The following is a 25,676-nucleotide window of genomic DNA, read 5'->3' as shown; positions in this document are numbered from 1 at the left end:
GATCACAGGCCCAATCGAGTGCCGTCGATGCGCCAAGACAGGCTGGTTCAACGGTGAAATGGTCCCGCCTTCTGAAAGAAGCGCGGCCTGAGCGGTCGCGCGTGAGTGGAGGAGGTCTATCACCATGAAAAAATTTGGTCTTTTGAGCGCGGCCGCATTGGGCCTGATGATGAACGCATCGATCGCGTTCGCCGACGACATCACCATCTCGGTGGTCGGTCCCATGACCGGCCAGCTCGCCAATATCGGTGACCAGTTCAAGCAGGGCGCGCAGGCCGCCGCGGACGCCATCAACGCCGCCGGTGGTGTCAACGGCAGCAAGATCAAGATCGACATCCAGGACGACCAGTGCGATCCGAAGCAGGCCGTCTCGGTCGCCAACCGCATCGTCGCCGACGGCACCAAGTTCGTCGACGGTCACGCCTGCTCGGGCTCGAGCATCCCGGCTTCCGCCGTCTACGCCGAGGCCGGCACGCTGATGATGACCCCGGCGTCCTCCAATCCGGAACTGACCGACGCCGCCGCCAAGGCCGGCTGGCCGACGATCATGCGCCTTTACACGCGCGACGACGCGCAGGGCGCCTTCATCGGTCCTTGGATCGCCAAGAAATACGCCGGCAAGAATGTCGTGGTCCTGCACGACAAGAGCGCCTACGGGCAGGGCGTGGCCGACGCCGTCAAGGCGACCATGAATGCCGGCGGCCTCAAGGAGGTCGACTATGAAGGCATCAACGCCGGCGAGAAGGATTATTCGGCCTTGGTCACCAAGCTGAAGCAGCTCAAGGCCGACGTCGTCTATTTCGGCGGCTACCACCCGGAGGCCGGTCTCATCCTGCGCCAGGCGGCCGAGCAGAACGTCAAGTTCCAGCTCATCATGCCGGATTCGATCGCCTCGCCGGAGTTCTGGCAGGTTGCCGGCCCGGCCGGTGAAGGCACAATGTTCGTCTTCCCGTCGGACCCGCAGGCCAAGCCCGAAGCCAAGGACGCCGTTGCCAAGATCAAGGCCGGCGGCTTCACGCCGGAAGGCTTCACGCTGTTCTCCTATGCCGTGGTTCAGGCCGTGGCCGAGGGCGTCAAGCGTGCCGGCAGCGACGATCCGGCCAAGGTCGCCGAGGCGCTGAAGAACGGCCAGCCGATCAGCACCGTCGTCGGCGACGTCATTTTCGATGAGAAGGGCGACCTGAAGAACGCCAGCTATGACATCAATCAGTGGCACGACGGCAAATACGCGCCGATCAAACCGTAGTCGCATCTGTTCGTGTGGAAATGGCCGGGCTCTCGCCCCGGCCATTTTCGTTTTGGTGGCGGTCGGCGCTCCACGGCGCCCCCCTCTGGCCTGCCGGCCATCTCCCCCACAAGGAGGGAGATCGGACGTCGCCGCCGCTTTCGCCAATCGCGCTGCAGAAAAATGCGCCATCGCCGAAACTGCCAATCTCCCCCAAGTGGGTCCCAAGTGGGGGAGATGTCCGGCAGCACAGCGGGGGGCGGCGCTGTCCCGCGGCACATGTCCGATTACAAGGCTGTCAGCCCTGGCCGTCCTCCGCGAACCGCACCAATACCGTGCCGTCGCTCACCTGCGCGCCCTCGGCCGCGATCTCTGCGATCACCCCATCATGCGGTGCTGCGATGGTATGTTCCATCTTCATTGCCTCGAGGATCAAGAGGGGCTGGCCCTTGATCACCGCATCCCCGGCTGCGGCCCGCACCAGCTTGACCAGTCCCGGCATCGGTGCGCGCAGGCTGCCCGAGGCGGCCGCGGCCTCGTCGGCCTTGGCGAGCGGGTCAGGCACCGTGAAGGAATGGGCGACCGCGCCGTCGAACACGGTGACATGCCCGGGCCAGCGTGCGGTGCGCGGAAGGGTCCGCAGATCATGCGAATTGACCGCATCGTGCGGTGCCTCCAGCGCCACCTGGAAGCGGCCGTCCGGCCGCGCCGAGACCCGTGCCAGCATGTCTTCATCGCCGTAACGAAGTCTGATGCGCCGCGCCACGGTGTGGAAATGCGCATAGCCGGCAAGCGAGGACCAAGGATCGCCGCTGATGTCTGGAGCGCCTGCGCCGGTGGCCGCGAGGGCTGCGGCGGCGATCGTTTCGTCGCTTGGCGGGGGCAGGGCGATGAGTTCCTCCTGATGCCGGCCGATCAGCCCGGTGTCGACATCGCCGGCCGCGAAATCGGCGTTGGCCGCAAGCGCGGCGAGGAAGGCGGTGTTGACGGTGGAACCGGCCACCTCCATCTGCGCGAGCGCCTTGATCAGCGCGGCTAGCGCGGACGCCCTGTCCGGAGCCCGGACAACCAGCTTGGCGATCATTGGATCGTAGAAGGGGGAGATCGTGTCGCCGGCCCGCACGCCGGTCTCGATGCGTAGTGCGGCCCCGTCCGGTGCCGAGTCCGGAAACTTCAGATGGTGGAGCGTGCCCGTTGCCGGCAGGAAGCCCTTGGCCGCGTCCTCGGCATAGATGCGCGCCTCGAAGGCGTGACCTGCAAGCTGGATTTCGCTCTGCGCCTTGGGCAGTTTCTCGCCCGACGCCACGCGCAACTGCCACTCGACAAGATCGACGCCGGTGACCATTTCGGTGACCGGATGCTCGACCTGGAGGCGGGTGTTCATCTCCATGAACCAGAAGCGGTCCGCCTTCAGTCCTTCCGAGGCATCGACGATGAACTCGATCGTGCCGGCGCCTGAATAGCCGATGGCCTTCGCGGCCTTGACCGCCGCCTCGGCCATCGCCTTGCGCAGCGCCGGCGTCATGCCGGGGGCGGGCGCTTCCTCGATCACCTTCTGGTGGCGTCGCTGTGCCGAGCAGTCGCGCTCGAAGAGATGGACGGCATTGCCGAAATTGTCGCCGAACACCTGAACTTCGATATGGCGCGGCTTGTCGACATATTTTTCCACCAGCACGCGGTCGTCGCCGAAGGCGGCCTTGGCCTCGCGCCGGGCGCCGGACAGCGCCTCGGAGAAATCATCCGGATGGTCGACGCGGCGCATGCCTTTGCCGCCGCCGCCGGCGCGCGCCTTGATCAGCACGGGATAGCCGATCTCGCGCGCCTTGGAGGCGAGCAGAACGATCTCCTGCGCCTCGCCGTGATAGCCCGGGACCACGGGCACGCCGGCCTTTTCCATCAGCCGCTTGGCCGCGTCCTTCAGTCCCATGGCGCGGATCGAGGCTGCCGAAGGGCCGATGAAGACGAGCCCGGCCGCCGTCACCTGATCGACGAAACCGGGATTCTCCGAAAGAAAGCCGTAGCCGGGGTGGATCGCCTCTGCACCGCTGGCGAGCGCCGCGGCAACTATTCTGTCGCCGTGCAGATAGCTTTCACCGACCGGCGAGGGACCGATATGCACCGCCTCGTCGGCCATCTCGACATGCAGCGCGCGAGCGTCGGCGTCCGCGTAGACGGCGACGGTGCGCACGCCGAGCCTGCGCGCCGTGCGGATGACGCGGCAGGCGATCTCGCCGCGATTGGCGATCAGGATCTTGCCGAACATGGAGCCTCCCGGTCTTGTCTCGGCCGGCGCCAGTCTGGCAGGCGTCGGCCTACTTCGAGGCGGCGATCTCGCAGGCGCCGCCTGTTACCACCTTGTAGTGCGCGCGCGTGGCCAGGCAGGATTTCATCGCCAGATCTTCCGCCGCCTTCTGAGACGGAGCATTCAGGTGTCCGCCACAGATGATGTAGGACGACATGATCCGGGCATAGGGCGTGGTGGCATAGGCCGAGTGGCCGCCCGCCGCCACATAGGCCTTGTAGGCCTTGGTGCATGGATCCTTGGGATTTCGCGGCAGAAACGGCGGGAAACGCGTGTCCCCCTCGCTTCCGGCCAGCGATCCGGCCATGGCGGCGCCGGACGATGCGACTATCAGCAGGCCGGCCAACATCGCCGCGGCTGCCCGCTTGCAGCTCATTGATTTCACTTTGCTTTCCCCACCGGAAGAATTGCCCTTCTCGCCTGGCGGCTACTTCGATGCCGCGACGCTGCAGGCCCCGCTGGTCTGGAATTTGTATTTCTTGAGCCCGCCCTGGCATGAGCGCATAGCCAGGTCCTCCGCCGCTTTCTGGCTCTTGGCGTTGACGTGGACGCCGCAGATGAAGAATTCCGTCATCCGGGCGATCGGCGTGGAAGCGTAAGCGGAATGGCCGTTCGCCGCGACATAGGCATTGTAGGCCTTGCCGCAATCTCCCCTGGTCCCGAGCGGGAAGTATACCGGATAGCGCACATCGCCCTTGCTGCCGGCCAATGACTGCGCCGCGCCGATGCCTGGCGCCGCGACTATCAGCAATCCTGCAAGTATCGAAACAGTCGACTTGCGACAGTGATTCAGAATCATCTTTTCCCCACCCAAATTGCCCAATCCAGGGTGAGCAGTAGCGAATATTTTGCGCCGCCGCCAGCGCCAAGGTGCCAACTCGCACTTTTGTGTACAGATGGGCCGTCTCGCTCATCATTGTTCAGGACCCGTCACGCGCAGAAATGGCTGATCGGTATAGTTCGGCCGTTTGCTGGTCGAAGCAGCAGAAAGTCACGATTTCGGGAATCGCATTTTCACTAAAAAAGGCAGCGACAGTTTCGACTGCTATTTCCGTGGCCTGGTCTTTCGGATAGCCGTAGATGCCGGTCGAGATCGCCGGAAAAGCCACAGTGCGGCAATCATGGGCGAGGGCGACCTCGAGCGAGCGCCGGTAGCAGGAGGCAAGCAGGTCGGCCTCGCCCTTGCCGCCGCCATGCCAGACTGGACCGACCGTGTGGATGACATAGCGCGCCGGAAGCCGGTAGCCCTTGGTCAGCTTGGCATCGCCGGTCTTGCAGCCATTGAGCATGCGGCATTCGGCAACCAGTTCGGGCCCTGCCGCGCGGTGGATAGCGCCGTCGACGCCGCCACCGCCGAGCAGCGAGGAGTTGGCGGCGTTGACGATGGCGTCGACCGCGAGCTTCGTGATGTCGCCGGTGTGGATACGGATCCTGTCGCCGAGGGCACTCATCGTCTACATCCTGAACACGCCGAATTTCGTGTCCCCGATCCCGGCATTGAGCGCCGCCGAGAGGCTGAGCGCCAGCACCTCGCGCGTCTTGGCCGGATCGATGATGCCGTCGTCCCAGAGCCTGGCCGAGGAATAGAGCGGGTGGCCCTCATGCTCGTATTTCATCAGGATCGGCTTCCTGAACTTTGCTTCCTCTTCCGTCGTCCATTCGCCCCCCTTGCGTTCGATGCCCTCGCGCTTGACCATGGCAAGCACTGTCGCGGCCTGCTCGCCGCCCATCACCGAGATGCGCGCGTTCGGCCACATCCACAGGAAGCGGGGAGAGTAGGCACGGCCGCACATGCCGTAATTGCCGGCGCCGAACGAGCCGCCGATGATGACGGTGAGCTTCGGCACGCGTGCCGTGGCCACCGCCATCACCAGCTTGGCGCCGTCCTTGGCGATGCCGCCGGCTTCATATTTCTTGCCCACCATGAAGCCGGTGATGTTCTGCAGGAAGACGAGCGGAATGCCACGCTGGCAGCAGAGCTCGATGAAATGCGCGCCCTTCAGGGCGCTTTCCGAAAACAGCACCCCGTTGTTGCCGAGGATGCCGACCGGCATGCCGTGCAGATGCGCAAAACCCGTGACGAGAGTCGTGCCATAATTCTGCTTGAACTCGTCGAATTCCGAGCCGTCGACAATGCGCGCGATCACCTCGCGCACATCATAGGGCTGGCGCAGGTCCGTCGGCACGACGCCGTAGAGTTCATGCGGATCGTGAAGCGGCGGAATCGATTTCTGTAAGTGCAGACTTACGGCTTTGGTCCGATTGAGGTTTTTGACGATGCGCCGGCAGATGGCCAAGGCATGTTCGTCATCCACCGCGTAATGGTCGGCAACGCCGGAAAGCCGGGTGTGGACGTCGGCGCCGCCAAGCTCCTCGGCGCTGACATCCTCGCCGGTGGCGGCCTTCACCAGCGGCGGCCCGCCGAGGAAGATGGTCGCCTGGTTGCGCACCATGATCGTCTCGTCCGACATCGCCGGCACATAGGCGCCGCCCGCCGTGCAGGACCCCATCACGCAGGCGATCTGCGGGATGCCTGCCGCCGACATGTTGGCCTGGTTGTAGAAGATGCGGCCGAAATGCTCGCGGTCCGGAAAGACCTCGTCCTGGTTGGGCAGATTGGCGCCACCGCTGTCGACGAGATAGATGCAGGGCAGGTTGTTCTGCAACGCGATCTCCTGCGCGCGCAAATGCTTCTTCACCGTGAGCGGATAGTAGGTGCCGCCCTTCACCGTGGCGTCGTTGACGACAACCATGACTTCCCGGCCCTCGACGCGGCCGATGCCGGTGATGATGCCGGCAGACGGAATCTCCTCGCCATACATCGACCATGCCGCGAACTGACCGACCTCGAGGAAGGGCGAACCGGTATCGAGCAGTTGCGCCAACCGCTCGCGCGGCAGCAGCTTGCCGCGGCCCTGATGGCGCTCGCGCGCCTCGTCCGAGCCGCCACGCTCGACGCCGGCAGCCTTCTCGGCGATCTCGTCGACCAACTCCCGCATGCGCAGGGCATTGGCGCGGAAAGTGTCGGAAGCGGGGGAGATTTGGGTATGGAGCGTGGCCATGGTCGTCTCCTATTGCTCGGCCACGACTTGCAACTTGCCGTCTCGCCGCTCGAAGATATTCTCAGACAAAAGGTCAGGCTCGTCTCGAAAAACCCTGGTGATCAAGGTGCGGGCTAACTGAACCGAGTTGGGCAGGCGCTTGTCGAATACAAAAATTGAGTCGCGTCGCGGAATAGCTATAAGTACTCCGTCGGGAAACTGGGGTTCAAGCAGTGCCCAAAATTTGTCGGTAAGTAGAAGAGCGGGTGAGATAGCCTCATCACCTTCGACGGTGAAGAGGGATATCCCGTCGCGAATCTTCTCCTGCCTGACCTGGGGCATCTGCTTGTCGATATTTTCTAGAGCAAGCTGGCGAAGTTGTGGGAGGGAACGGCCTCCGACGTCGGAAAACGGCACGCTTGCAAGCGACTCCTCAGCATCGATCTGATAGAGGATGACGACATCTCCAGCGAGATCCTCATAGGTAGTTCCTTTTCCGGGTGCCACGTCGTCTTTAAAGGCATCCAGATGCTCGCGAGGTCGAATGTTCGCGATTAGGTGGTCAGCGTCGAAACCGCTTTCGGTATCGGTGAGGACAAGAACGTTCAAGAAGCGATGGATCTCAGTTTCGACTTCGTTGGCAGGCAGTTCGCGAAGGCGACCAAGCAGGTTGGTGACGTCGATTTCAAGTTTCTGGTCCTTACCCGGGCGCACTGTCGTTACGCTCAGTCGAGCCAGATCGACAGGATCAGGGATAGCCTCCTTGACACGGCTATCGCTCCTCAACCGCGAGATAACCTCAAGCCGAAGCGCCGCAGTATCCTTGAATCTTAGCGTATCGGAATGCGCTGTCGCCACAAATCCGGACAGCGATACGGACGCGAGAACTCCGCGTGCCACTGCCCAGAGATGTTTCGACAGCCTTGATATTTTGAAGTAACTCACGTCCCCTCCGCCATGATCTCGCGGCCGATCAGCCAGCGGCGGATTTCGCTGGTGCCGGCGCCGATCTCGTAGAGCTTGGCGTCGCGCAAAAGCCGGCCGGTCGGATAGTCGTTGATGTAGCCATTGCCGCCGAGCAACTGGATGGCGTCGAGCGCCATCTGCGTCGCCTTTTCGGCTGCGAACAGCACGCAGCCGGCGGCGTCCTTGCGCGTGGTCTCGCCACGGTCGCAGGCGGCGGCCACTGCATAGACATAGGCGCGCGCGGCGTTCATCGTCGCATACATGTCGGCGAGCTTGCCTTGAACCAACTGGAACTCGCCGATCGGCCGGCCGAACTGCTTGCGCTCGTGGACGTAAGGGATTGCAACGTCGAGGCACGCCGCCATCAGGCCGATCGGCCCTCCGGCCAGCACGGCGCGCTCATAGTCGAGCCCCGACATCAGCACCTCGACCCCGCGCCCTTCTTCATGCAGCACGTTCTCGAAAGGCACTTCGACGTTCTCGAACACCAGCTCGCCGGTGTTGGAGCCACGCATGCCGAGCTTGTCGAGTTTCTGCGCCACCGAAAAACCTGCCATCGTCTTCTCGACGATAAAGGCGGTGATGCCGCGCGAGTTTCGCTCCGGATCGGTTTTTGCGTAGACCACCAGCGTCTCGGCGTCGGGACCGTTCGTGATCCACATTTTGGAGCCGTTGAGCACATAACGGTCATTGCGCTTTTCGGCGCGCAGCCGGAGCGACACGACGTCCGAGCCGGCACCCGATTCCGACATCGCCAGCGCGCCCACCTTCTCGCCGCTGCAGAGCGCCGGAAGGTATTTCTCCTTCTGCGCCGACGTTGCCCAGCGGTTGATCTGGTTGACGCAGAGGTTGGAGTGCGCGCCGTAGGACAGCCCCACCGACGCCGAGGCGCGCGAGATCTCCTCGACGGCGACGACATGCGCGAGATAGCCCATGCCGGTGCCGCCGAAATCGGGATCCGCCGTGATGCCGAGCAGGCCAAGCGCGCCGAGCTCGGTCCAAAGATGCGCCGGGAACTCGTTGGTGCGGTCGATCTCGGCCGCGATCGGCGCGATCCTGTCCTGCGCGAAGCGCCGCACGCTGTCGCGCAACGCCTCTATGTCGGCATCAAGCCCGAAGCTCAACGTGTTCGTGTACATGCCGTTCCTCCCTGCGCATGCCCCGATCTTCGTGGGGATCATGCGTGAAACTCAGAGTGCCACGACGGCCCTGGCGCGCCCGGAGGGGCGCGCTTCGCCTTGGCTGATTGTCGCGCCGACCAGGCGCATTGTCATCGAAAGATATGAGGTGGTGACTTCGGCGATCGACAGCCGCTCGCCCGGCCGGAACCAGACGATGACGCCGGTCATCATCTGGATCAGCGCCATAGCGGTGAGCCCGATGTCGTCGATCGCAAAGACGCCATCCTCCGCGCCGTCGCGCAGGATCGCGCGCAATTCCTTCTCATAGGCCGTGCGCAGCTTGAGGATCTGGGTGAGCCGGTCCGGCGAAAGGCTGCGCAGCTCCATGTTGGAGACATGCGTGGCGTGGCGGCGCGCGATGTGGAAGGCGATGTGGGTCTCGACATAGGCGGCAAGGCGCGCCACGGGATCCTCGGCAGCGGGGCGGGCCGATCGCCAGGCCTCCAGCAGTCTTTCCATGTGCTCGCGCATCAGCGTGAACAGGAGGTCTTCCTTGGTCGGGAAGTAGCGGTAGAGCGCGGCGGCCTGCACGCCGACTTCCGCCGCCAGCAGGCGCATGGACATCGCCTCATAACCGAGGCGCGCGATCAGGCCGACCGCCGCTTCGCGGACGGCAGCCTCTGTCTTTTCCCCGTCGGAGCCCGTCGTGCGCGCCATCTCAGTCGCCTCTTCGTCCGCAATAATAAAACGAACGTTCAATTAATTCAAGCGCCGGATAAACGGCGTTCCTCGTAGGGAGGGCGACAGCAGGCGGAGTGGGGAACGGCCCGCTCGACCGCGCCGGCAGCCTCGATCAGGCAATTGGAGGTTCAGTCGCCGCGAAACGCCCGGCTGGCCTGGTCGGTCAATGGCTTCAGCAGGTAGGAGAGGACCGTGCGCTCGCCTGTCTGAAGGAAAACCTCGGCCGGCATGCCGGGCTTCAGCTCGAGCTGTCCAGCTTGCTTCAGGCTGCTCTTCGTCAGCGCGATACGCACGGCGTAGTAGGCGACGCCCGCCTTCTGGTCCTCAATGAGGTCGGGCGAGATTCGGTCCACCTGGCCCTCGACCTCCGGCGTGGTCTGTTGGCTGAACGCCGACAGGCGAAGCGCCGCCGGCTGCCCGACGCGGACCTGGTCGATGTCCTGCGGGGCGACACGCGCCTCGACCACCAGGGCGTCGGCCGTCGGCACGATCTGCATGATCGCCTCGCCGGGCGCAATGACGCCGCCGATCGTGTGCACTGCCAGTTGGTGCACGCGGCCCGATTGCGGCGCGCGGATATCGATCTGCTTCAGCGACTGCTCGGCGGAAATCTGCCGCTCGCGCAGCTCGCCCATCTTGGCGTCGATCTCTCGCAGCTCTCCCGCCACTTCGCTGCGCATATCCTGGTCGATCTGGATGATCGCCAGCTCCATCTCGCTGATGCGGCCGCGAGTCTGGGCGGCGGCTGCGATCAGTTGGCCGTTTTCGCCGTCGAGCCTGGCCTGGGCCCGCTCGCTCTCGGTCATCCGAGAGATCGGCACCAGCTTCTTCTTCCAGAGGTTCCGCATGCTGTCGAGCTCGACCTTGGTGAGCGCGATCTCCTGCTGCTTGCTCTTCTGCTGCGCGTCGATGCCGGCGATTTCCTGCCGGAACTGCACGACGCGCTCGCGCAGCTGGGAAACCTGGCCGTCCCGCGCTTGCCGCCTGAGCGCAAACAGCTTGTTCTCGCCGTCGATCAAATGGCCGACCTCGGGATCGGATGCTCGTGCCAGGAGCTCTTCAGGGTAGCGCACGGCATCAGTGCCGTCGCGCTCGGCAATCAGCCGCGCGCGGCGGGCCGAAAGCTCGTCGAGGCCGTTGTCGACGATGGCGAGGTTGGCGCGCGCCACCGTGTCGTCGAGCCGCACCAGCACGTCGCCGGCCGAAACCATGCTGCCGTTCTGCACATTCAGCGCGCCCACCACGCCGCCTTGCGGATGCTGGACAGCCTTGACGTTGGAATCGACGACCAGATGGCCGGCGGCCACCACGGCGCCCGCGAGATTGCTTGTCGCCGCCCACAGGCCGAGCCCGCCGACCAACGTTGCCGCCGCGACGGTCCCCGCCCGCACGTTCCGGCGAATCGCCTGGCGCAGACGCTGCTGCTGCGGCGATGCACCTTCGACGGGTTTTGATCCGCGGTCGAGGAGGGCAATGACCCGTGTCCTCGCCGACAACGCAATATCCCGCACGGCGCGCAATTGGTCGGCTGTGAAATAGCTGGATGCTGGCGCCATCTCAGCCCGCCGATCCGACCGCGTGCAGCGGCGTTGCCACAGGTTGCAGGGCTTGCCGCGCGATCTCGCTCTTCAGGCCGAATGCCTGCTGCCGGCCGCCATTCAGCACCAGCAGATGGTCGAGCGCAGCAAGAGCGCTCGGCCGATGCGCCACCACGATGACGATGCCGCCGCGCGCCTTGATACCTTCGATGGCGCGGGTCAGCGCCTGGTCGCCGGCGGCGTCGAGGTTGGAGTTGGGTTCGTCGAGCACGACCAGGAACGGCTTGCCGAACAGCGCCCGCGCCAGCGCCACCCGCTGGCGTTGTCCGGCGGAAAGTGCCGCGCCGCTTTCCCCGATCTCCGTCTGATAACCTTCCGGCAAGTGCAGGATCATGTCGTGCACGCCAGCGGCCCGGGCCGCCTCGATGATGGTCTCCGGCGAGGCGTTCTCGTCGAACCGGCAAATGTTCTGGCCGACCGTGCCGGCGAACAATTCGACGTCCTGCGGCAGGTAGCCGATGTGGCGGCCAACCGCGTCGACCGGCCATTGCTCGAGCGCCGCGCCATCGAAGCGGATCTTGCCGCGCATCAGCGGCCACACCCCAACCAGCGCGCGCGCCAGCGAGGACTTCCCGGAGCCGCTCGGGCCGATCACGCCGATGCCCGATCCGGCGCCGAGTGAAAAGCCGATGTCCTCCACCACCACGCGCCGGCCGCCGGGCGCGACGACGCTGATGTTTTCCACCGCGAGCGTCGAGCTGGGCACCGGCAGTTCCATGCCGCCTTCGCTGATCGGAAAGGCCGCGAAAAGCCCGTCCAGCCGCTGCCAGCTCTGGCGCGCATTGAGAAAGCTCTTCCAATGCGCGATGGCGAGCTCGATCGGCGCCAGCGCTCGCGACGTCAGAATCGAACTGGCGATGATGATTCCGGGCGTTGCCTGGTGGTGGATGACCAGATAGGCGCCAAGCGCGAGCACCATCGACTGCAGCATCATGCGCAGGATGCGGGAAGCCGCGCCGAATCCGCTGGTCAGGTCGCTTGCCTGTTCCTGCGCCTCGCGAAAGGCGTTGTTTGCCTGGCTCCAGCTTTTCGCCAGCCTGGCGCCCATGCCCATGGCGGCCAGCACCTCGGCGTTGCGGGCGCTCGCCTGCGCGATCGCGCCGCGCTTTGTGCCGAAGCCCGACATGGCCTTGGTCGGGGCGCGGACCAGCCGGTCGGTGAGCACTGTCAGCGACACAAGCAGGAGCGCGCCGATGAGTGCCGCGACGCCGATCCAAGGGTGGAAGAGAAAGCAGATCACCACATAGAGCGGCATCCACGGCAGGTCGAACAGGGCCGCCGGGCCGGGGCCGGAAAGAAAGCCGCTGATCTGGTCGAGATCGCGCAGCGCCTGCAGGCCTTCGCCGCGGTCGCGCGTTCTGAGCGGCAGCCGCACGACGCAGTCGAAGACGCGGTTGGCGATGGTTTCGTCGATGCCCGCGCCGATGCGCGTCAGCACCCGCGCCCGGATCGCTTCGAGCACGCCTTGGAATGCGTAGAGCACGGCGACTAGAACGATCAGAGCCACCAATGTCGGTACGCTGCGGCTGGGCAGGACGCGGTCATAGACCTGCAGCATGAACAGCGAGCCGGACAGCATCAGCACGTTGATCAGGCCGCTGAACGCAGCGACGGCCACATACGAGCCGCGGAAGGAGGTGAGGGCCCTGCGCAGCTCGGAAGGTTTCAGGTCTGGCGAAGACGAACGAATCAGGTGGTCATACCCTCAAAATGGCGTGGCGTTCGGCTGGCTGCTGGTGGGCGGACCGCGATCGAGGCGCGGCCCGCCCTCGTCTGACGGATCAGCCCACGAGGTCCGCGGTCTGATGTTCCGAATGGGCCGCGATCTGTGCCAGAATCTTGCTGACCATGGACTGCGCAGCATCGGCTGCGTCGGCAAACACGTGATTGTCGGCCGGAAGGTGGTCGTGCAGGGCCGCTGCCGCGCGCTCCACCGCCTGATGGATGTGTCCTGCGTCCGACAGGTCCGGAGCGTTCTCCAGATTGGCGTGCGCGGCATGGCGGAACTGGAAATGATCGCCATCGAGGGCGACGGCCTGATGCTTGGCGGCGCCGGCGGAGTCGCCGGAGCCGAGCGTGCCCCGATCGGTTCCCGAATGGTTGTTGAAGAAGTCGGCGAGCCAGGTCTTGGTGGTGGTGCCGGTGTTGCCGGTGTCGGAATTAGCGGTCGGCGCCGAGGGCTGCGTGTGGCTGGTATCGGAACCCGTATCTTCCGCCGATGCGGTCGCGGCGAGCGTGCCCGACTTCATGGTCGGGTCGATGAGGTCGCGCTTGACGTTCTTGGTGCCGATCGTCGCCGTCTGCGTCGAGGTTGCGATGTTGGCGCCGGAGAACGTCACCGTGTAGGTGCCGGGCTTCAACACCAGGTCGTAGCCGCCTGCGGCGGACGTCGTGGTCTTGAAGGTCTGGCCGGCGCTGTTCTTGGCCGTCACCGTGATAGCGCCCAGTCCTTCGCCCGGATCGTAGAAACGGTCGCCGTCCTTGTCGTCGAAGGCGACGGCGGTCAGGAACAGGTCGGTGCCTGTCTTGCCGAAATCCTCGGTGACAAAGGCGCTGCTGCGGCCCTTGTAGTCGCCGACTTCAAAGCCAAGTCCGACTTCCCGGAAATTCGGGTTGAGGATGTTGGCCCGGTGCCCGGACGAGTTCATCAGATTGGTGTGGAGAAGCTTGATCTCGTCGACATAGCCGGTCGGCGCGCGGGTCGTTGCCCAGGCGATGTTCTCACCGGTCGCCCACGAGCCGCTCAGCGTATAGCCGGCATTCTTCATGCGCGTCGTCGGCGACGAACCTCCGGACCCGGTGTGGGAAAATGTGTCGGTCGCGAGCATCCACTGGTCGTGGCCCTCGGCGGCTTCGCTGAGGTCGTTGTCGAAGGCCAGGGGCTGGGCGCCTACCTTGGCGCGCTCGGCATTGATGAGCTCGAGCAGATACTGCTCGTTGGCACTGTGCTGCGGCATTGAATATCCCCGTTGACCTAGTTGGTATTGAACCCCCTGTTCCCGTCACCTGTTCGAGCGCTAGGTCGCATATGTGTCTATGATGTGGCGCTAAAGTAAACAAATCAGAATATACACACATATATCGTGTGCTTAATTGCTGGGCAGTCTTGGTGAGGATGTCGGACCCGTGCTCGAGGCCACCGCTGAGCTCGCTGCAACATTCGCTCAGATGACGATTCGGAAGTCGCTTGGCGCGTCATCGTCAGCGCCTTCCTCGATCTCGACCATGGCGACCGATGCTCCGCGCGGTCCCTGCCAAAGCCGCTCGACCATGGCGGTGACCGCGCCATCGGCGCCAGCGATCAGCGCCGACACCGAGCCGTCGCGTTCGTTGCGCACCCAGCCCGTCAGACCGAGACGCAGTGCCTCGCCGCGCGTCCAGACTCGATAACTGACGCCCTGTACCTTGCCGGAGATGCGTGCCCGCACGGCTCGCTGCTTACCTTGCATCGTCCCGACCTTCCGCCTTCGCCTTGCAGAAACTGGTATGGAGCCGGGCAAAGGCAACCCGGCCCTGGCGAGGTCGAACCGCTGAGCGGCTGCTTCTAGCTCCCCCTTGCGGCGGCCAGCGCGCCCGGCAGCTCCTCGGCGAAGATGTCGAGTTCGTGGTCGAGACCGACGCTCACCCTGATGCAGCGGTCGAGGACCGGCACCATCGGCTTGCGGATGAATACGTCGCGCGACAGCAGGGCCTGCATCACCCTAAGGGCGAAGGCGCCGTCGCTGCCGCAGTCGATGGTGACGAAGTTGGTCGCCGAGGGCAGCGGCTTCAGCCCGTTCTGTTCCGCGATCGAGGCGATGCGTTGGCGTCCCGCCGCGACCCGCGCCACCACGGACTGCAGGTACTCCTGGTCGGCAAGCGCCTCGACCCCGGCGATCTGCGCCATGCGGCTGACGCCGTAATGGTTGCGGATCTTCTCGAAGTCGCGGATCACTTCGCGTTTCGCCACCGCGTAGCCGCAGCGTATGCCGGCCAGTCCATAGGCCTTGGAGAAGGTGCGCATGCGGATGACGTTCGGCCTCGAGACGTCGATCGGCGGCAGCGCCGATGCCGGCCCCAACTCGCCATAGGCCTCGTCGAGCACCAGCATGGTGGTTTCCGGCAGCGCCTCGATGAAACGCAGGATCTCCGGTGCCTCCCACCAGCTGCCCATCGGATTGTCGGGATTGGAAAAATAGACGAGCGGCGCCTTCTCGCGACGCACGGCGGCCAGGAGCGCGTCGAGGTCCTCCTTGTCGTTGGCATAAGGCACGGGCATCAGTCGGCCGCCGACGCCGGCGATATGGAAGTTGAAGGTGGGATAGGCGCCGAGCGAGGTGACCACCGCATCGCCGGCACCGACATACATGCGCGCCACCAGGCCGAGCAGCCCGTCTATGCCTTCGCCGACGACCACATTGTCGACGCCGACTCCCAGATGAGCGGCCGCCGCCACCTTCAGGTCGAAATTGTCGGGATCGCAATACATCCACATGTCGCGGGCGATTGCCTCCATGCGGGCAATGACACGCGGCGAAGGACCAAAACTGCTTTCGTTGGCGCCGATGCGGGCGCGAAACGGCCGCCCGCGCTCGCGCTCCTGCGCCTCCGGGCCGACGAACGGCACCGTGGTGGGAAGCGCACCGATGATCGGCGTGAGGGAAGGGCGCTGGCGCATGGCAAAGGCTCACTGAAGGGGTGCCTTCTTTGCTAGCGTGAGCGGATGGCGGGTGCAAGTTGCCCCGTGTCTTCAGAAGCCGATGTGACTTCCATCTAGTTTATGTGGACGATGACGTAGCGTCCACCGTAGGCCTGGTAGGTACCTGCTGCCACAGTGCCACACCACGATGCCGTTGACCGACGTCTTTCCGGATATGAGCGCGAATGGAATTCTCGGTCGCCCGTGCTTGTCTGCATGATGTTTCGCGGATCGGCATGTCAAAGATTGTGACTGTGCACTCGCAGACCTTTCTGCCTGACGATTCCGAAATGTTCAATATTGGGGACTGATGAACCCCGACGGCTGGATGGACAGGCCGATCGACGCCGTGCCAGGCGAGACGATGGTGTGGATGCCCGGTGGCGAGTTCCTGATGGGCTCGAACAGCCACAATCCGGAAGAAGCGCCGGCACACCGCGTTGTCGGCGGCTTCTGGGTGGATCGCACGACGGTCACAATGCTGAGTTCAGGCGCCTCGTCGACGACACCGGCTGTGTCACGCTGGCCGGGCGACCGGCGAATGCGGCGGACTATCCCGGCGCCAGCCCCGAGTCGTTGGCGCCGGCCTCGGCCTTGTTCGTGAGACCCCCGCGCGGCATCGACCGCGGCAATCACTACAACTGGTGGGCCTATGTGCGCGGCGCGAACTGGCGCCGCCCGCGAGGGCCCGCCAGTGACCTCAAGGGTCTCGACAGCCATCCTGTCGTGCACATCGCATATGGGGATGCGCAAGCCTATGCAGCCTGGGCGGGAAAGGCGCTGCCGAGCGAGGCCGAATGGGAGTTCGCAGCGCGCGGCGGGCTGGATTTGGCGCCGAGTTCGTATGGGGCGACGAACTCATTCCCGGCGGCCAGCACATGGCCAACACCTATCAGGGCGAATTTCCGTATCGCAACGACTGCGAAGACGGCTATGAATGGACCGCGCCGGTCGGCTCGTTCCCGGCAAACGGCTACGGGCTCTCCGACATGGCCGGCAACGTCTGGCAGTGGACGGTAGACTGGTACCAGGAGCATCGCCGGATCGAGAGCCCGTGCTGCACGATGACCAATCCGCGCGGCGGCGAGCGCGAGGCGAGCTATGACCCGCTGACGCCCGACATCAGGATACCCCGCAAGGTGACCAAGGGCGGATCCTTCCTCTGCGCCCCGAGCTACTGCCAGCGTTACCGCCCCGCCGCTCGCATGGCACAGCCAGTGGACACCTCCACGTGCCACCTGGGGTTTCGTTGCATTGTGCGTTTGATGTGACCTAGCCTCAACCGTGGAACGGCCGGCCACACCAAATCAGCTATGATTTGAGAAGCCCGGGCGCGGCAGCTCCAAGGCTGGATTCTCCCGGCTCCTTTTGCTAGCGAGACAAGATGAGCAACCGATTGCCGCCCACTTGGGCCAAGCACCTCAAGGCCCAACCTTCGGCGAAAGCGCTAGCGCCAAAAGCAGCACCGCTAAGAGCCAAGCCGAAAACTAACCTGCCTCGTATTCAGTCCGACGACATGCTGCTGAGGCAGGCGCTAGAACTTCAGAAGGTCGAGCGGCTGTCAGAAGCGGAGGAATTGTGCCACCGCGTTTTGGCGAGGAGGCCGGAACATGCGCTTGCTTTGTACATGCTGGGAACGCTGGGGCTGGAATTTGACGCCGAACTGGCAATAACCTTTTTCAAGCGAGCAGCCGCGCGAGAACCCAGCAATCCGTACTACCAGCTAAGCCTAGGCGAGGCTTTGTTGAAAGTGTTCGACTTTTCGCTAGCCGTCAGGCATCTGCGACTGGCCTGCCAATTGAAGCCCGATCTGATAGAGGCGCTTTGTGGGCTGGGGCATGCCTATGCCGGATTTGACCAGGCTGAAATGGCCTTACTTGTCTATGAAAGAGCGCTGAAGATCGATCCCCATTATCCCCGCGCCCTCATCGGGATTGCGAATACGCTGATGGGGCTTGGGCGGATGGATGAGGCAGCAACTTATTTGAATGAAGCGATTGACCGTCGCGTCAATATCGCTTCGGCTTACAATAGCCTTGCAAACACTCGGAAATTTTCAACCGAACCGTCTGAACTCGCACAGATATTGAGGGAAATCGGCAACACGGCCAATTCCGATGACGAGATGAGCCTGCTGCATTTGGCAGCGGGAAAGATACTGAACGACCTCGGTCGTTATGATCAGGCAATGGACTATTTTCTGAGAGGGAAAGCTCTAAAAGCCAACAGTTTTGCGATCGGCGCTTACCGCAAGCGCGTAGATTCAATTATTAATCTCTTTGATACGAAACTGTTCGCTGAGAAGGCGGGTTATGGGAGTCCTTCAGAGGTACCCGTCTTTGTCGTGGGTATGCCACGCTCAGGCACAACTTTAACTGAGCGGATCTGCTCGAGCCATCCAGACGTCCATGGGGCAGGAGAACTCACCAAACTGGGACGGATGGCTGATGCAATCGGCTTAAAGCTGGAGCCGGGTCAGCCCTTTGGTGTCTCGGTGAGGTCGATGACGCTTCAGCAATCGCGCACGCTAGCAGAAGAATATCTTTCCTATTTGCGTCAGTATTCACCTAAAGCACTGCGCGTTGTCGACAAGTTACCGCATAATTTCGAGGTCATTGGCCTTATTGCACTTCTTTTTCCTAACGCCAGGATTATTAACTGTAGACGTGACGCGATTGACAATTGTCTTTCCTGCTTCTTTTCAAACCTTCGGGAAGGCCATAGTTACAGCGACAGCCTTACGACCCTAGGGCAAACCTATCGCGAGTACGATCGGCTTATGCACCATTGGCAGGTGGTGCTTCCGAGGCGGATTTTTGAAAATCGCTATGAAGATCTGGTCTCTGACCAGGAAGGGCAATCGCGTCGCCTAATAGACCACCTTGGCTTGACCTGGGACGATGCGTGCCTTCGATTTTTCGAGAAAACTGGATCCGTGAGGACGATCAGCCGTTGGCAGGTTCGGCAGCCGATTTACAAGTCGTCCGTGAATCGCTGGAAAAGCTATGAGAATCACCTTCAGCCATTGATTGAATCACTAGGCGATCTGGCCGCGGTCTGATTTAGAGAGGGTGGCTCTTGCGTCAAAAGTGTCGCTTCGGTCAAGTTACTTCCTATTCAACCGGCCACAGCAATGCAGTTCGAGCACAAGACGATCATGACGATTATAAGAAGCCGACTTTGGCTGTCGGGCGGCGATTTCGCGAGGCGAAATCTACTAAAAAGATGTTGGAAGCGGAGGAGGTTGCCGAGGCTGTTATTCTTTGTCGGCATGGGTTCAGTCATCGAGCGTGCTGTCGTCGAGGTGACCAAAGTGGTCACAGTCGACTTCGGCAGCAGGGCGGCAGCAGGGGGCGCCCGGACAATCGCCGAAGGAGCGCATGCGTGCAAGCTTGGCCGAAGTTCCTGATGGCACAACGCGGCTCGCACTGGATTCTGTGGGCTGTTTTTGTTAGCGAGGGACAATGAGCAATCGTCTTCCGCCTGCCTGGTCAAAGCATATAAAGCCCGGCCCAACGTCGAAAGCCATATTGCCGCCGGGAAGGCTGCCAAGTTCGGTGTCGCGTGCAAAGGCCGATGACCTGTTGCTGCAGGAGGCATACCAGCACCAGCAGGCTAAGCGGCTCGAAGAAGCCCAAGACCTCTGTTTTCGGGTCTTGGCACGTAATCCAAACCATCCGCTGGCCCTATACATCTTGGGGACCGTGTATCTTGGCTACGACGATGAGAAAGCCTTGCGACATTTCGCACGCGCCGTTGGCGAGGAGCCCAGGAATCCTTACTACCACCTCAGCTTGGGCGAAGCCTATGTGAAGGTCAGCGAATATTCGCAAGCGATCAAGCATATGAAGTATGCCTTGGAACTGCAGCCCAAACTTATCGAGGCGCTTTGCGTATTGGGGCGGACTTATGTTGCAACCGACAGGCCTGATCTAGCTTTGCCGCTTTACGAAAAGGCAGTCAAAATCAACCCCAACCATCCCAAGGTGCGGCCAGGATTGGCCAGCGCTCTTAGCAGCCTGGGGCGTATGGATGAAGCGGCCGTTCATCTGAATCACGCAATAGAGCGACGGATCGATGTCCCGGTTGCCTATTATGACCTCGTACAAACGCAAAGATTCACGGGGGAGCCTAAGGAACTCCAGGCCATTTTTCGCGAGCTCGGCAATCCCGGGCTCGATTGGAACGATGCTGAGAAGCTCCACTATGCTGCGGGTAAGGTGTTGAACGACCTCAAACGCTACGAAGAGGCGTTCGACCACTTTAACAAGGCGAAACTGACTCTAGGCCAAAAATTCGACATCGACCTGTACCGACGTTGGATCGACTCCATAATCGAAATTTTCACGCCGGACCTATTTGCCGCCAGATCCGGCTATGGCAATCCTTCCGAGGTGCCTGTGTTCGTGGTCGGCATGCCACGTTCAGGGACGACGCTGACGGAGCAGATCCTAGCCAGCCATCCAAAAGTTTATGGCATGGGAGAGCTTACCAAACTGAGACGGGTCGCGAATGCGATCGGCTTCAAAACGTCCTCGGCTGATGATTTGAGCCAGCCAATCATGTCGATCACTCACGACTTGTCCAAAACGCTCGCCGAAGAGCATCTGTCCTATCTTCAGGAGCGTGCACCTACGGCACTTCGCATAGTGGACAAGATGCCGCACAATTTTGAATTGATTGGCCTCATCGGCCTTCTTTTTCCCAATGCCCGCATTGTTCATTGCCGTCGCGATGCCATTGATAATTGCGTCTCTTGCTTTGTCCTGCCCTTCAGTGAGGCGCATAGCTACAACGCCGACTTGCGAAAGCTCGGCCTTTACTATCGTGAATATGACCGCTTGATGCGTCACTGGAACGAGGTTTTGCCGGGCCGCATCTTCGAGAATCGCTATGAGACGCTCGTTGAGGATCAGGAGGCGCAGTCGCGACGTCTCATAGAATATCTCGGACTGCCCTGGGACGACGTCTGCCTGCGCTTTTTCGATAGAGAAGGCTCGGTCACAACCCCTAGCCGATGGCAGGTACGGCAGCCGATCTATAGATCATCTGTCAAACGCTGGAAAAATTATGAAAAGGAAATTCAGCCGCTGATAGAATCGCTAGGGGATCTCGCGGACATCTGACCGCCTATGACGTCACATGGAGGCGCTCGTGGGCATCGGCCCTGGATTGTCTAGCACAATGTTGGCGCCGAACTCTGATGTCCGCACATCAGGCCAGTCCGCAACAAATCATGGGGTGATTCCGAGCCACTCCGAGGGCCCTGAACAGGAACGAGCGGACAACTCTCTAACAGAAAACCCGGCGGCTGCCCGCCGGGTTCTGTTTTGACGCCGTTTCAGGCGACTAGAAGGAACGCTGGAAGCGGAGAATGCCGCCGACGCTGTTCTTCTTGTTCGCATCTGTCCAGTTCCGATTGTCGGCCTGGCCGAATTTGCCGTCGTGATCCCAGTCGACTTCGGCCGTGACCGTGAACCCGGGAACGATGTCGTAGGCCACGTTCGCTGCAACGCCGACGTTCTTGTCGTCGTCCGCCGACGCCTGAAGGTTCAATGAGGTCTTTTCATTGAATTTGTAGGTGCCGCCGCCCCATACGGCCCAGTTGCCGCCCCACTGCTTGTAGAAGTTGCGGTCGATATGGTCGTCCGTGCCGTAGCCGGCCATGATGAAGAGCGACAGTTCGCTCGTGGCGTTCACGTCCAGGCGAACCTTGCCGGACCACTCTTCCCAGGTGCTGTCATACGCGGCAACGCCGGTGATGGCGCCCCAACCCTGCGTGTACTTCACACCCGCGACGACGAACGGAACGTAGCTGTCGATCGTGTCATTGCCGGTCGCAAAGGGCGTGCCCTGATAAGGGCCGGCAGGGGCAAACGCGGTGCCCGAGCCTTCTTCGAGCGAGACCACGGCCGAGAGGCCATTGCCGCCGTCGAAGTAGTACTGGACAACGTTGGTGTCGAAGCCGCCGTAAGGAACGATCGTATCGTTGATCACGTTGCCGGCATAGCCGATGAAGGTATCGAACGCCGATTCGTCCTTGCCTACTCGGAGCCCACCGAGTTGGATCCAGGCGAAATTCAACGTGATGCCCTTGTTGTGGGCATAGTTGTCGTAGGTGCCGAAGCCGTAGCCGTTGCTGTTGCCGAAATTGATGCGGGTCTCGGTGTAGGTCTTCAAGGTGCCGAGTTCGGTTTCCTGTCCGGTCCATGTCTTCAGCGTGAAGCGGGCGTTTTTGAACCAAGTGGCTTGGTCATCGCCGGTCCGCTGATCGAAAGTCCGTGCGCCGTCGAACGAGCCGACGTCGCCGACGCCGATGTCGTAACGGACATAGCCGCCGATGCGCAGGCAGGTCTCGGTGCCGGGGATGTAGAAGTAGCCCGAGCCGTAGACGTCGCAGATTTTGACGTATTCGGCCGGTTCCGGCTCGGCGACGGTCACCGCGTCGGCGGCGCGCGCGCCGGAAACCGCGATCAGTGCCGCAGCTGAGCCGAGAAGAAGGCTCTTGATGTTCATTTTCTGACCTCCAGTCAGAATCGACACTGGAGGTCGAGGAAAATCAGCTGGCAGCGCTTTTTTTCGTTCAATTTCAAATAGTTAAGTCGTAACGTCATTCGTCGGGTCTTGCCGGCCAGAAACGCTTGTTTGCTAGGGCCTTGCCTGATCCGGTCTTAAAATATTGCTCGAGTTGCCGTGCGTTGGCCTCGGTCTCAACCGCGATGTAAGCCTTTAAGGTTAGAGGCAAATGGGCCTTGGTCGAAGTCACATAGCCCGACCGATGCGATTCGAAACGTCGTCGGAGATCATTAGTCGACCCGACATAGACGTCGCCGCTGTTCAGCTGCAGAAAATAGACGTACCACGCGGTTCCGGGTGGCCTGCCACCCGAAGCCCGCAGGGCGTAGGGTGGCGGAGAGGATGGGATTCGAACCCACGAGAAGCTTTTGACCTCTACTCCCTTAGCAGGGGAGCGCCTTCGACCACTCGGCCACCTCTCCGTCGCGCCGCTGGATAAAGAAAAGCGCGGACACAATCAACAAGCGGGCGCCATAAACGCCGAAAATTTGGAGCTCGTCGCTCACCATCTCGTGCCATGCGGCGATTCCAAGGCGATTCCCGGGCGGGCGACTCGGCTGGCGCGCCGCAATTCCGGCCAGCTGGCGCCGAATTCGGTTGGATGGCGGCCCAGCAAGGCCAGATTGGTTAACAAGAGCTTTCGCAGTGAGGCCAAATCGTGTCATTTGTGCAACAACGCCCCCGGATAGCGTCCACAGAGCCCTTTCCTCGATACGATCCTGGTTGAACGGCGCCGCCTCATGGGTAATGTCGAGTTCGAAGGAGCGGCGCGGTGCGCATCTTTTTCGGTTAGTGGGGATGGGGCAGGGAACGCTGTCCTTCAGCAAAAAATACCCAGACCCGTTTTTTAACTTTTGACTGGAGGTCAGAAAATGAACATCAAGAGCCTTCTTCTCGGCTCAGCTGCGGCCCTGATCGCAGTTTCCGGTGCGCGCGCCGCCGACGCCGTTGTCGTCGCCGAGCCGGAACCGGCTGAATACGTCAAGATCTGCGACGTCTACGGCTCGGGCTACTTCTACATCCCCGGCACCGAGACCTGCCTGCGCATCGGCGGCTATGTCCGTTACGACATCGGCCTCGGCCAGCAAGGCTCGTTCGACGACGCTCGCGCAACCGATCACGAGGACGGCAGCATCAACGATACGTGGCGGAAGAACGCCCGCTTCACGCTGAAGACCTGGACCGGCCAGGAAACCGAGCTCGGCACCTTGAAGACCTACACCGAGACCCGCTTCAACTTCGGCAACGTCTCCGAAAGCGGCGTGGCGACAGCCATCAACAACCCCACCACCCCCACCGATGAGGCTGTTCCGGGTCCTGGCGCCTTCAACAAGGGTGTCTCGCTGAACTTCGCCTGGATCCAACTCGGCGGCCTCCGGGTCGGTAAGGACGAATCGGCGTTCGATACATTCATCGGCTATGCCGGCAACGTCATCCAGGATACGCTGGTTCCTTATGGCGGCTTCGATACCAACGTCGTCCAGTACTACTTCGATGCCGGCAACGGCTTCTCGGCCGTGATCTCGCTCGAAGAAGGCTATGGCGCCTACACCATCGACAGCTACGTTCCTCACGTCGCTGGCGGCGTGAAGTGGACGCAGGGTTGGGGTGCCATCACCGGCGTCATCGGCTATGACAGCAACTACGAAGAAGTGGCCGGCAAGGTTCGCTTGGACGTGAACGCCTCCGACGCTCTGTCGCTGTTCATCATGGCTGGCTACGGCACTGACGACAACCTCACCGATGATACCTGGGCTATCCCGGGTCACGGCCGTGGCTTCTACAAGCTGTGGGGCGGCAACTGGGCTGTGTGGGGCGGTGGCACCTACAAGTTCAACGAGAAGACCTCGTTCAACGTCCAGGCTTCGTATGACGAGAGCAAGGATTTCGGCCTCGCGGCGAACATCGCCTATGACGTCGTTCCTGGCTTCACGATCACGGCGGAAGTCGACTGGGCTCACACCGATCACTCCGTCAACGGCAACTGGACCGGTATCCCGGCCGATGAGGACAATGCAATCGGCGGTATCCTCCGCTTCCAGCGCTCCTTCTAAGGGCTGGAACCACATAAGTTGAAATCCGGCCCGGGCGCTCCAATGCCCGGGCCGTTTTGTTTCGTGACTGGGTCAACGCAAACGAAAGGATGGGGGTGAAACGGTAAGCTGATCGGGCCTGTGGAGCGACTTTGTGGGATCCGCCGCCGGCGGATGGGGTCGCACGCCAGACTCGAAAACTCTTGAAAGGACGCTCCCAAGCGGTTAGGGCTGGTCCCTATTCCACAGGGGGTGTGGCATAGAATGTCAAACGAAGCGACCCAAGAGGTTGAGCCCTCCGGTCATTTTGCGGTGTTTTCTTCTCAAAATTCGAAGTTTAGGTATACCTACAACAAGATCAGAGAAGTAAAGTCGTACAGGATCAGCGAGCTCTTCGCAGCATACCGGGACATACTCTGGGATGATGGTCGGCATAAATACAATGTCAGTTCCTTCATCGGTGAGATAGACGAGATTCTCCTTGGGGAGCGTTTCTCCACCTTTGACCAGAACACCCTGGACAATCTTATCGGTACCTTGCGCCAGCGCGGCAACAGCAATGCAACCATCAATCGCAAGATGGCTGCCCTTAGCAAACTGTTGCGCAAGGCACATAAGATGGGTGATATCCACAGCCTGCCCGAGTTCCGCCGCCAGAAGGAGCGGGCGGGACGGATTCGATTCCTCGAGCGGGACGAAGAGGCAAGGCTGTTCGCTGCCATCAGGAGCCGCAGCGAGGATGCCTACAGGCTTTCCGTCTTTCTGGTCGATACCGGCTGCCGTCTCGGCGAGGCGCTCGGCCTGATCTGGAACGACATTCAGGAACACCGCGTCTCCTTCTGGATTACCAAGTCCGGCCGTAGCCGCACCATTCCGATGACCGAACGGGTCAAGGAAGTCATCAAGCTGCCTCCGACCACCGAAGGCCGCCGGCCGAAAGGGCCGTTCACCAAACTCAGCCAGGCGCAGTACCGCGCCATCTGGAACGAGGCGAAGGCCGAGGTCGGTCTCGGCGCCGACGAGCAGGTGGTGCCGCATATCCTGCGCCACACCTGTGCTTCGCGCCTTGTCCAAGGCGGCATTGACATTCGGCGCGTGCAGATGTGGCTCGGCCACCAGACGCTGTCGATGACCATGCGCTACGCGCATCTTGCCACCAACGATCTCGATGGCTGCGTCGTCGTGCTGGAAAAGCCTCGCAGCGAGGACTCGCAGCGCGAGGCGGAGAACTCTGTGTTCGCCTCGCCCTTGACCACGGCCGCGCCCGCCGCGCCGACCGGCAAGGCGAAGGGATCGGAGCCCGCGAAGGCGCACCGCAAGACCTCCAAGGGCAAATAGCCCGCGCGCCGGGCATTGACCGGCGGTGGATAATCTATACTTCTATGTGAAGCCCGG

Annotated in this window: 21 protein-coding genes, 1 tRNA gene and 1 pseudogene; 6 read left to right on the top strand and 17 right to left on the bottom strand. The window is 62.1% G+C overall.

What is annotated here, in order from left to right:
- Window positions 1-124 precede the first annotated feature (124 nt).
- Window positions 125-1,246, top strand: coding sequence for an ABC transporter substrate-binding protein (locus EJ074_RS08105; protein ID WP_129552940.1), 1,122 nt, complete (start codon window positions 125-127; stop codon window positions 1,244-1,246).
- Window positions 1,247-1,523: 277 nt separating this feature from the next.
- Here EJ074_RS08105 and EJ074_RS08100 read toward each other — a convergent pair whose 3' ends face one another.
- The 13 genes from EJ074_RS08100 to EJ074_RS08040 all read right to left on the bottom strand — a co-directional run bounded on the left by EJ074_RS08100 (window position 1,524) and on the right by EJ074_RS08040 (window position 15,651).
- Entirely contained in the window at window positions 1,524-3,488 is a 1,965-nt protein-coding gene (locus EJ074_RS08100; RefSeq protein WP_129552939.1) for an acetyl/propionyl/methylcrotonyl-CoA carboxylase subunit alpha, read from the bottom strand.
- Window positions 3,489-3,537: 49 nt separating this feature from the next.
- Complete coding sequence (locus tag EJ074_RS08095) at window positions 3,538-3,903, bottom strand: hypothetical protein (protein ID WP_245454863.1); 366 nt, start codon at window positions 3,901-3,903, stop codon at window positions 3,538-3,540.
- Window positions 3,904-3,954: 51 nt separating this feature from the next.
- Window positions 3,955-4,278 (bottom strand): hypothetical protein, encoded by a 324-nt coding sequence (locus EJ074_RS08090; protein ID WP_348626995.1) that lies wholly within the window; start codon window positions 4,276-4,278, stop codon window positions 3,955-3,957.
- Window positions 4,279-4,447: 169 nt separating this feature from the next.
- On the bottom strand, window positions 4,448-4,978 hold the full coding sequence (locus EJ074_RS08085; protein WP_095805700.1) for an O-acetyl-ADP-ribose deacetylase: 531 nt from the start codon (window positions 4,976-4,978) through the stop codon (window positions 4,448-4,450).
- Between the two features lie 3 nt (window positions 4,979-4,981).
- The gene (locus tag EJ074_RS08080) at window positions 4,982-6,589 is read right to left on the bottom strand and encodes a carboxyl transferase domain-containing protein (RefSeq protein ID WP_129552938.1); all 1,608 of its coding nucleotides are present in this window, start codon (window positions 6,587-6,589) and stop codon (window positions 4,982-4,984) included.
- Between the two features lie 9 nt (window positions 6,590-6,598).
- Window positions 6,599-7,513, bottom strand: coding sequence for a hypothetical protein (locus EJ074_RS08075; RefSeq protein ID WP_129552937.1), 915 nt, complete (start codon window positions 7,511-7,513; stop codon window positions 6,599-6,601).
- On the bottom strand, window positions 7,510-8,673 hold the full coding sequence (locus EJ074_RS08070) for an isovaleryl-CoA dehydrogenase (RefSeq protein WP_095805704.1): 1,164 nt from the start codon (window positions 8,671-8,673) through the stop codon (window positions 7,510-7,512). The genes EJ074_RS08075 and EJ074_RS08070 overlap by 4 nt, the downstream gene beginning before the upstream one ends.
- 51 nt (window positions 8,674-8,724) lie before the next feature.
- Window positions 8,725-9,372 (bottom strand): TetR/AcrR family transcriptional regulator, encoded by a 648-nt coding sequence (locus EJ074_RS08065; RefSeq protein WP_129552936.1) that lies wholly within the window; start codon window positions 9,370-9,372, stop codon window positions 8,725-8,727.
- 152 nt (window positions 9,373-9,524) lie between these two features.
- Complete coding sequence (locus EJ074_RS08060; protein ID WP_095805706.1) at window positions 9,525-10,952, bottom strand: HlyD family type I secretion periplasmic adaptor subunit; 1,428 nt, start codon at window positions 10,950-10,952, stop codon at window positions 9,525-9,527.
- 1 nt (window position 10,953) lies between these two features.
- The gene (locus EJ074_RS08055) at window positions 10,954-12,687 is read right to left on the bottom strand and encodes a type I secretion system permease/ATPase (RefSeq protein WP_165350056.1); all 1,734 of its coding nucleotides are present in this window, start codon (window positions 12,685-12,687) and stop codon (window positions 10,954-10,956) included.
- A gap of 88 nt (window positions 12,688-12,775) precedes the next feature.
- Window positions 12,776-13,951 (bottom strand): CAP domain-containing protein, encoded by a 1,176-nt coding sequence (locus EJ074_RS08050; RefSeq protein WP_129552934.1) that lies wholly within the window; start codon window positions 13,949-13,951, stop codon window positions 12,776-12,778.
- 207 nt (window positions 13,952-14,158) lie between these two features.
- The gene (locus EJ074_RS08045) at window positions 14,159-14,443 is read right to left on the bottom strand and encodes an acylphosphatase (RefSeq protein WP_095805709.1); all 285 of its coding nucleotides are present in this window, start codon (window positions 14,441-14,443) and stop codon (window positions 14,159-14,161) included.
- A gap of 95 nt (window positions 14,444-14,538) precedes the next feature.
- A complete protein-coding gene (locus EJ074_RS08040) occupies window positions 14,539-15,651 on the bottom strand; it encodes a pyridoxal phosphate-dependent aminotransferase (protein WP_129552933.1) in 1,113 nt (370 codons plus the stop codon).
- 349 nt (window positions 15,652-16,000) lie between these two features.
- On the opposite strand from EJ074_RS08040, the pseudogene EJ074_RS08035 reads away from it, so the two are divergent.
- The 3 genes and pseudogenes from EJ074_RS08035 (at window position 16,001) to EJ074_RS08025 (ending at window position 20,798) form a co-directional block, all read left to right on the top strand.
- Window positions 16,001-16,943, top strand: a pseudogene (locus tag EJ074_RS08035) (formylglycine-generating enzyme family protein).
- Window positions 16,944-17,056: 113 nt separating this feature from the next.
- Window positions 17,057-18,733, top strand: a complete 1,677-nt coding sequence (locus EJ074_RS08030; protein ID WP_129552932.1) for a sulfotransferase — start codon at window positions 17,057-17,059, stop codon at window positions 18,731-18,733.
- Window positions 18,734-19,136: 403 nt separating this feature from the next.
- Entirely contained in the window at window positions 19,137-20,798 is a 1,662-nt protein-coding gene (locus EJ074_RS08025; RefSeq protein ID WP_129552931.1) for a sulfotransferase, read from the top strand.
- A 223-nt stretch (window positions 20,799-21,021) separates the two neighbouring features.
- On the opposite strand, the gene EJ074_RS08020 is transcribed toward EJ074_RS08025, so the two are convergent.
- The 4 genes from EJ074_RS08020 to EJ074_RS08005 form a co-directional block, all read right to left on the bottom strand.
- On the bottom strand, window positions 21,022-22,188 hold the full coding sequence (locus tag EJ074_RS08020) for a porin (RefSeq protein ID WP_129552930.1): 1,167 nt from the start codon (window positions 22,186-22,188) through the stop codon (window positions 21,022-21,024).
- A 94-nt stretch (window positions 22,189-22,282) separates the two neighbouring features.
- Window positions 22,283-22,570: a GIY-YIG nuclease family protein gene (locus EJ074_RS08015; protein WP_129554003.1), complete on the bottom strand. Its 288-nt coding sequence runs from the start codon at window positions 22,568-22,570 to the stop codon at window positions 22,283-22,285.
- Between the two features lie 9 nt (window positions 22,571-22,579).
- Window positions 22,580-22,670, bottom strand: a tRNA-Ser gene (locus EJ074_RS08010).
- Window positions 22,632-23,075 (bottom strand): hypothetical protein, encoded by a 444-nt coding sequence (locus EJ074_RS08005; protein ID WP_129552929.1) that lies wholly within the window; start codon window positions 23,073-23,075, stop codon window positions 22,632-22,634. The genes EJ074_RS08010 and EJ074_RS08005 overlap by 39 nt, the downstream gene beginning before the upstream one ends.
- 45 nt (window positions 23,076-23,120) lie before the next feature.
- Here EJ074_RS08005 and EJ074_RS08000 point away from each other — a divergent pair, with 45 nt between their 5' ends.
- Window positions 23,121-24,302: a porin gene (locus EJ074_RS08000; protein WP_129552928.1), complete on the top strand. Its 1,182-nt coding sequence runs from the start codon at window positions 23,121-23,123 to the stop codon at window positions 24,300-24,302.
- 243 nt (window positions 24,303-24,545) lie between these two features.
- On the top strand, window positions 24,546-25,619 hold the full coding sequence (locus EJ074_RS07995; RefSeq protein ID WP_129552927.1) for a site-specific integrase: 1,074 nt from the start codon (window positions 24,546-24,548) through the stop codon (window positions 25,617-25,619).
- Window positions 25,620-25,676 lie beyond the last annotated feature (57 nt).

Origin of the sequence: Mesorhizobium sp. M3A.F.Ca.ET.080.04.2.1 (assembly GCF_003952525.1) — a bacterium.
Classification (GTDB): domain Bacteria; phylum Pseudomonadota; class Alphaproteobacteria; order Rhizobiales; family Rhizobiaceae; genus Mesorhizobium.
Note: the sequence above shows the minus strand (reverse complement) of the source record. Positions and strands in the feature narration are given on the sequence as shown.

Bases quoted from the DNA above. Each gene is read 5' to 3' on its own strand.
- EJ074_RS08105 (WP_129552940.1), top strand. From the start codon at position 125: ATGAAAAAATTTGGTCTTTTGAGCGCGGCCGCATTGGGCCTGATGATG.
- EJ074_RS08100 (WP_129552939.1), bottom strand. From the start codon at position 3,488: ATGTTCGGCAAGATCCTGATCGCCAATCGCGGCGAGATCGCCTGCCGC.
- EJ074_RS08095 (WP_245454863.1), bottom strand. From the start codon at position 3,903: ATGAGCTGCAAGCGGGCAGCCGCGGCGATGTTGGCCGGCCTGCTGATA.
- EJ074_RS08085 (WP_095805700.1), bottom strand. From the start codon at position 4,978: ATGAGTGCCCTCGGCGACAGGATCCGTATCCACACCGGCGACATCACG.
- EJ074_RS08080 (WP_129552938.1), bottom strand. From the start codon at position 6,589: ATGGCCACGCTCCATACCCAAATCTCCCCCGCTTCCGACACTTTCCGC.
- EJ074_RS08070 (WP_095805704.1), bottom strand. From the start codon at position 8,673: ATGTACACGAACACGTTGAGCTTCGGGCTTGATGCCGACATAGAGGCG.
- EJ074_RS08065 (WP_129552936.1), bottom strand. From the start codon at position 9,372: ATGGCGCGCACGACGGGCTCCGACGGGGAAAAGACAGAGGCTGCCGTC.
- EJ074_RS08060 (WP_095805706.1), bottom strand. From the start codon at position 10,952: ATGGCGCCAGCATCCAGCTATTTCACAGCCGACCAATTGCGCGCCGTG.
- EJ074_RS08050 (WP_129552934.1), bottom strand. From the start codon at position 13,951: ATGCCGCAGCACAGTGCCAACGAGCAGTATCTGCTCGAGCTCATCAAT.
- EJ074_RS08045 (WP_095805709.1), bottom strand. From the start codon at position 14,443: ATGCAAGGTAAGCAGCGAGCCGTGCGGGCACGCATCTCCGGCAAGGTA.
- EJ074_RS08040 (WP_129552933.1), bottom strand. From the start codon at position 15,651: ATGCGCCAGCGCCCTTCCCTCACGCCGATCATCGGTGCGCTTCCCACC.
- EJ074_RS08030 (WP_129552932.1), top strand. From the start codon at position 17,057: ATGAGCAACCGATTGCCGCCCACTTGGGCCAAGCACCTCAAGGCCCAA.
- EJ074_RS08025 (WP_129552931.1), top strand. From the start codon at position 19,137: ATGAGCAATCGTCTTCCGCCTGCCTGGTCAAAGCATATAAAGCCCGGC.
- EJ074_RS08020 (WP_129552930.1), bottom strand. From the start codon at position 22,188: ATGAACATCAAGAGCCTTCTTCTCGGCTCAGCTGCGGCACTGATCGCG.
- EJ074_RS08000 (WP_129552928.1), top strand. From the start codon at position 23,121: ATGAACATCAAGAGCCTTCTTCTCGGCTCAGCTGCGGCCCTGATCGCA.
- EJ074_RS07995 (WP_129552927.1), top strand. From the start codon at position 24,546: ATGTCAAACGAAGCGACCCAAGAGGTTGAGCCCTCCGGTCATTTTGCG.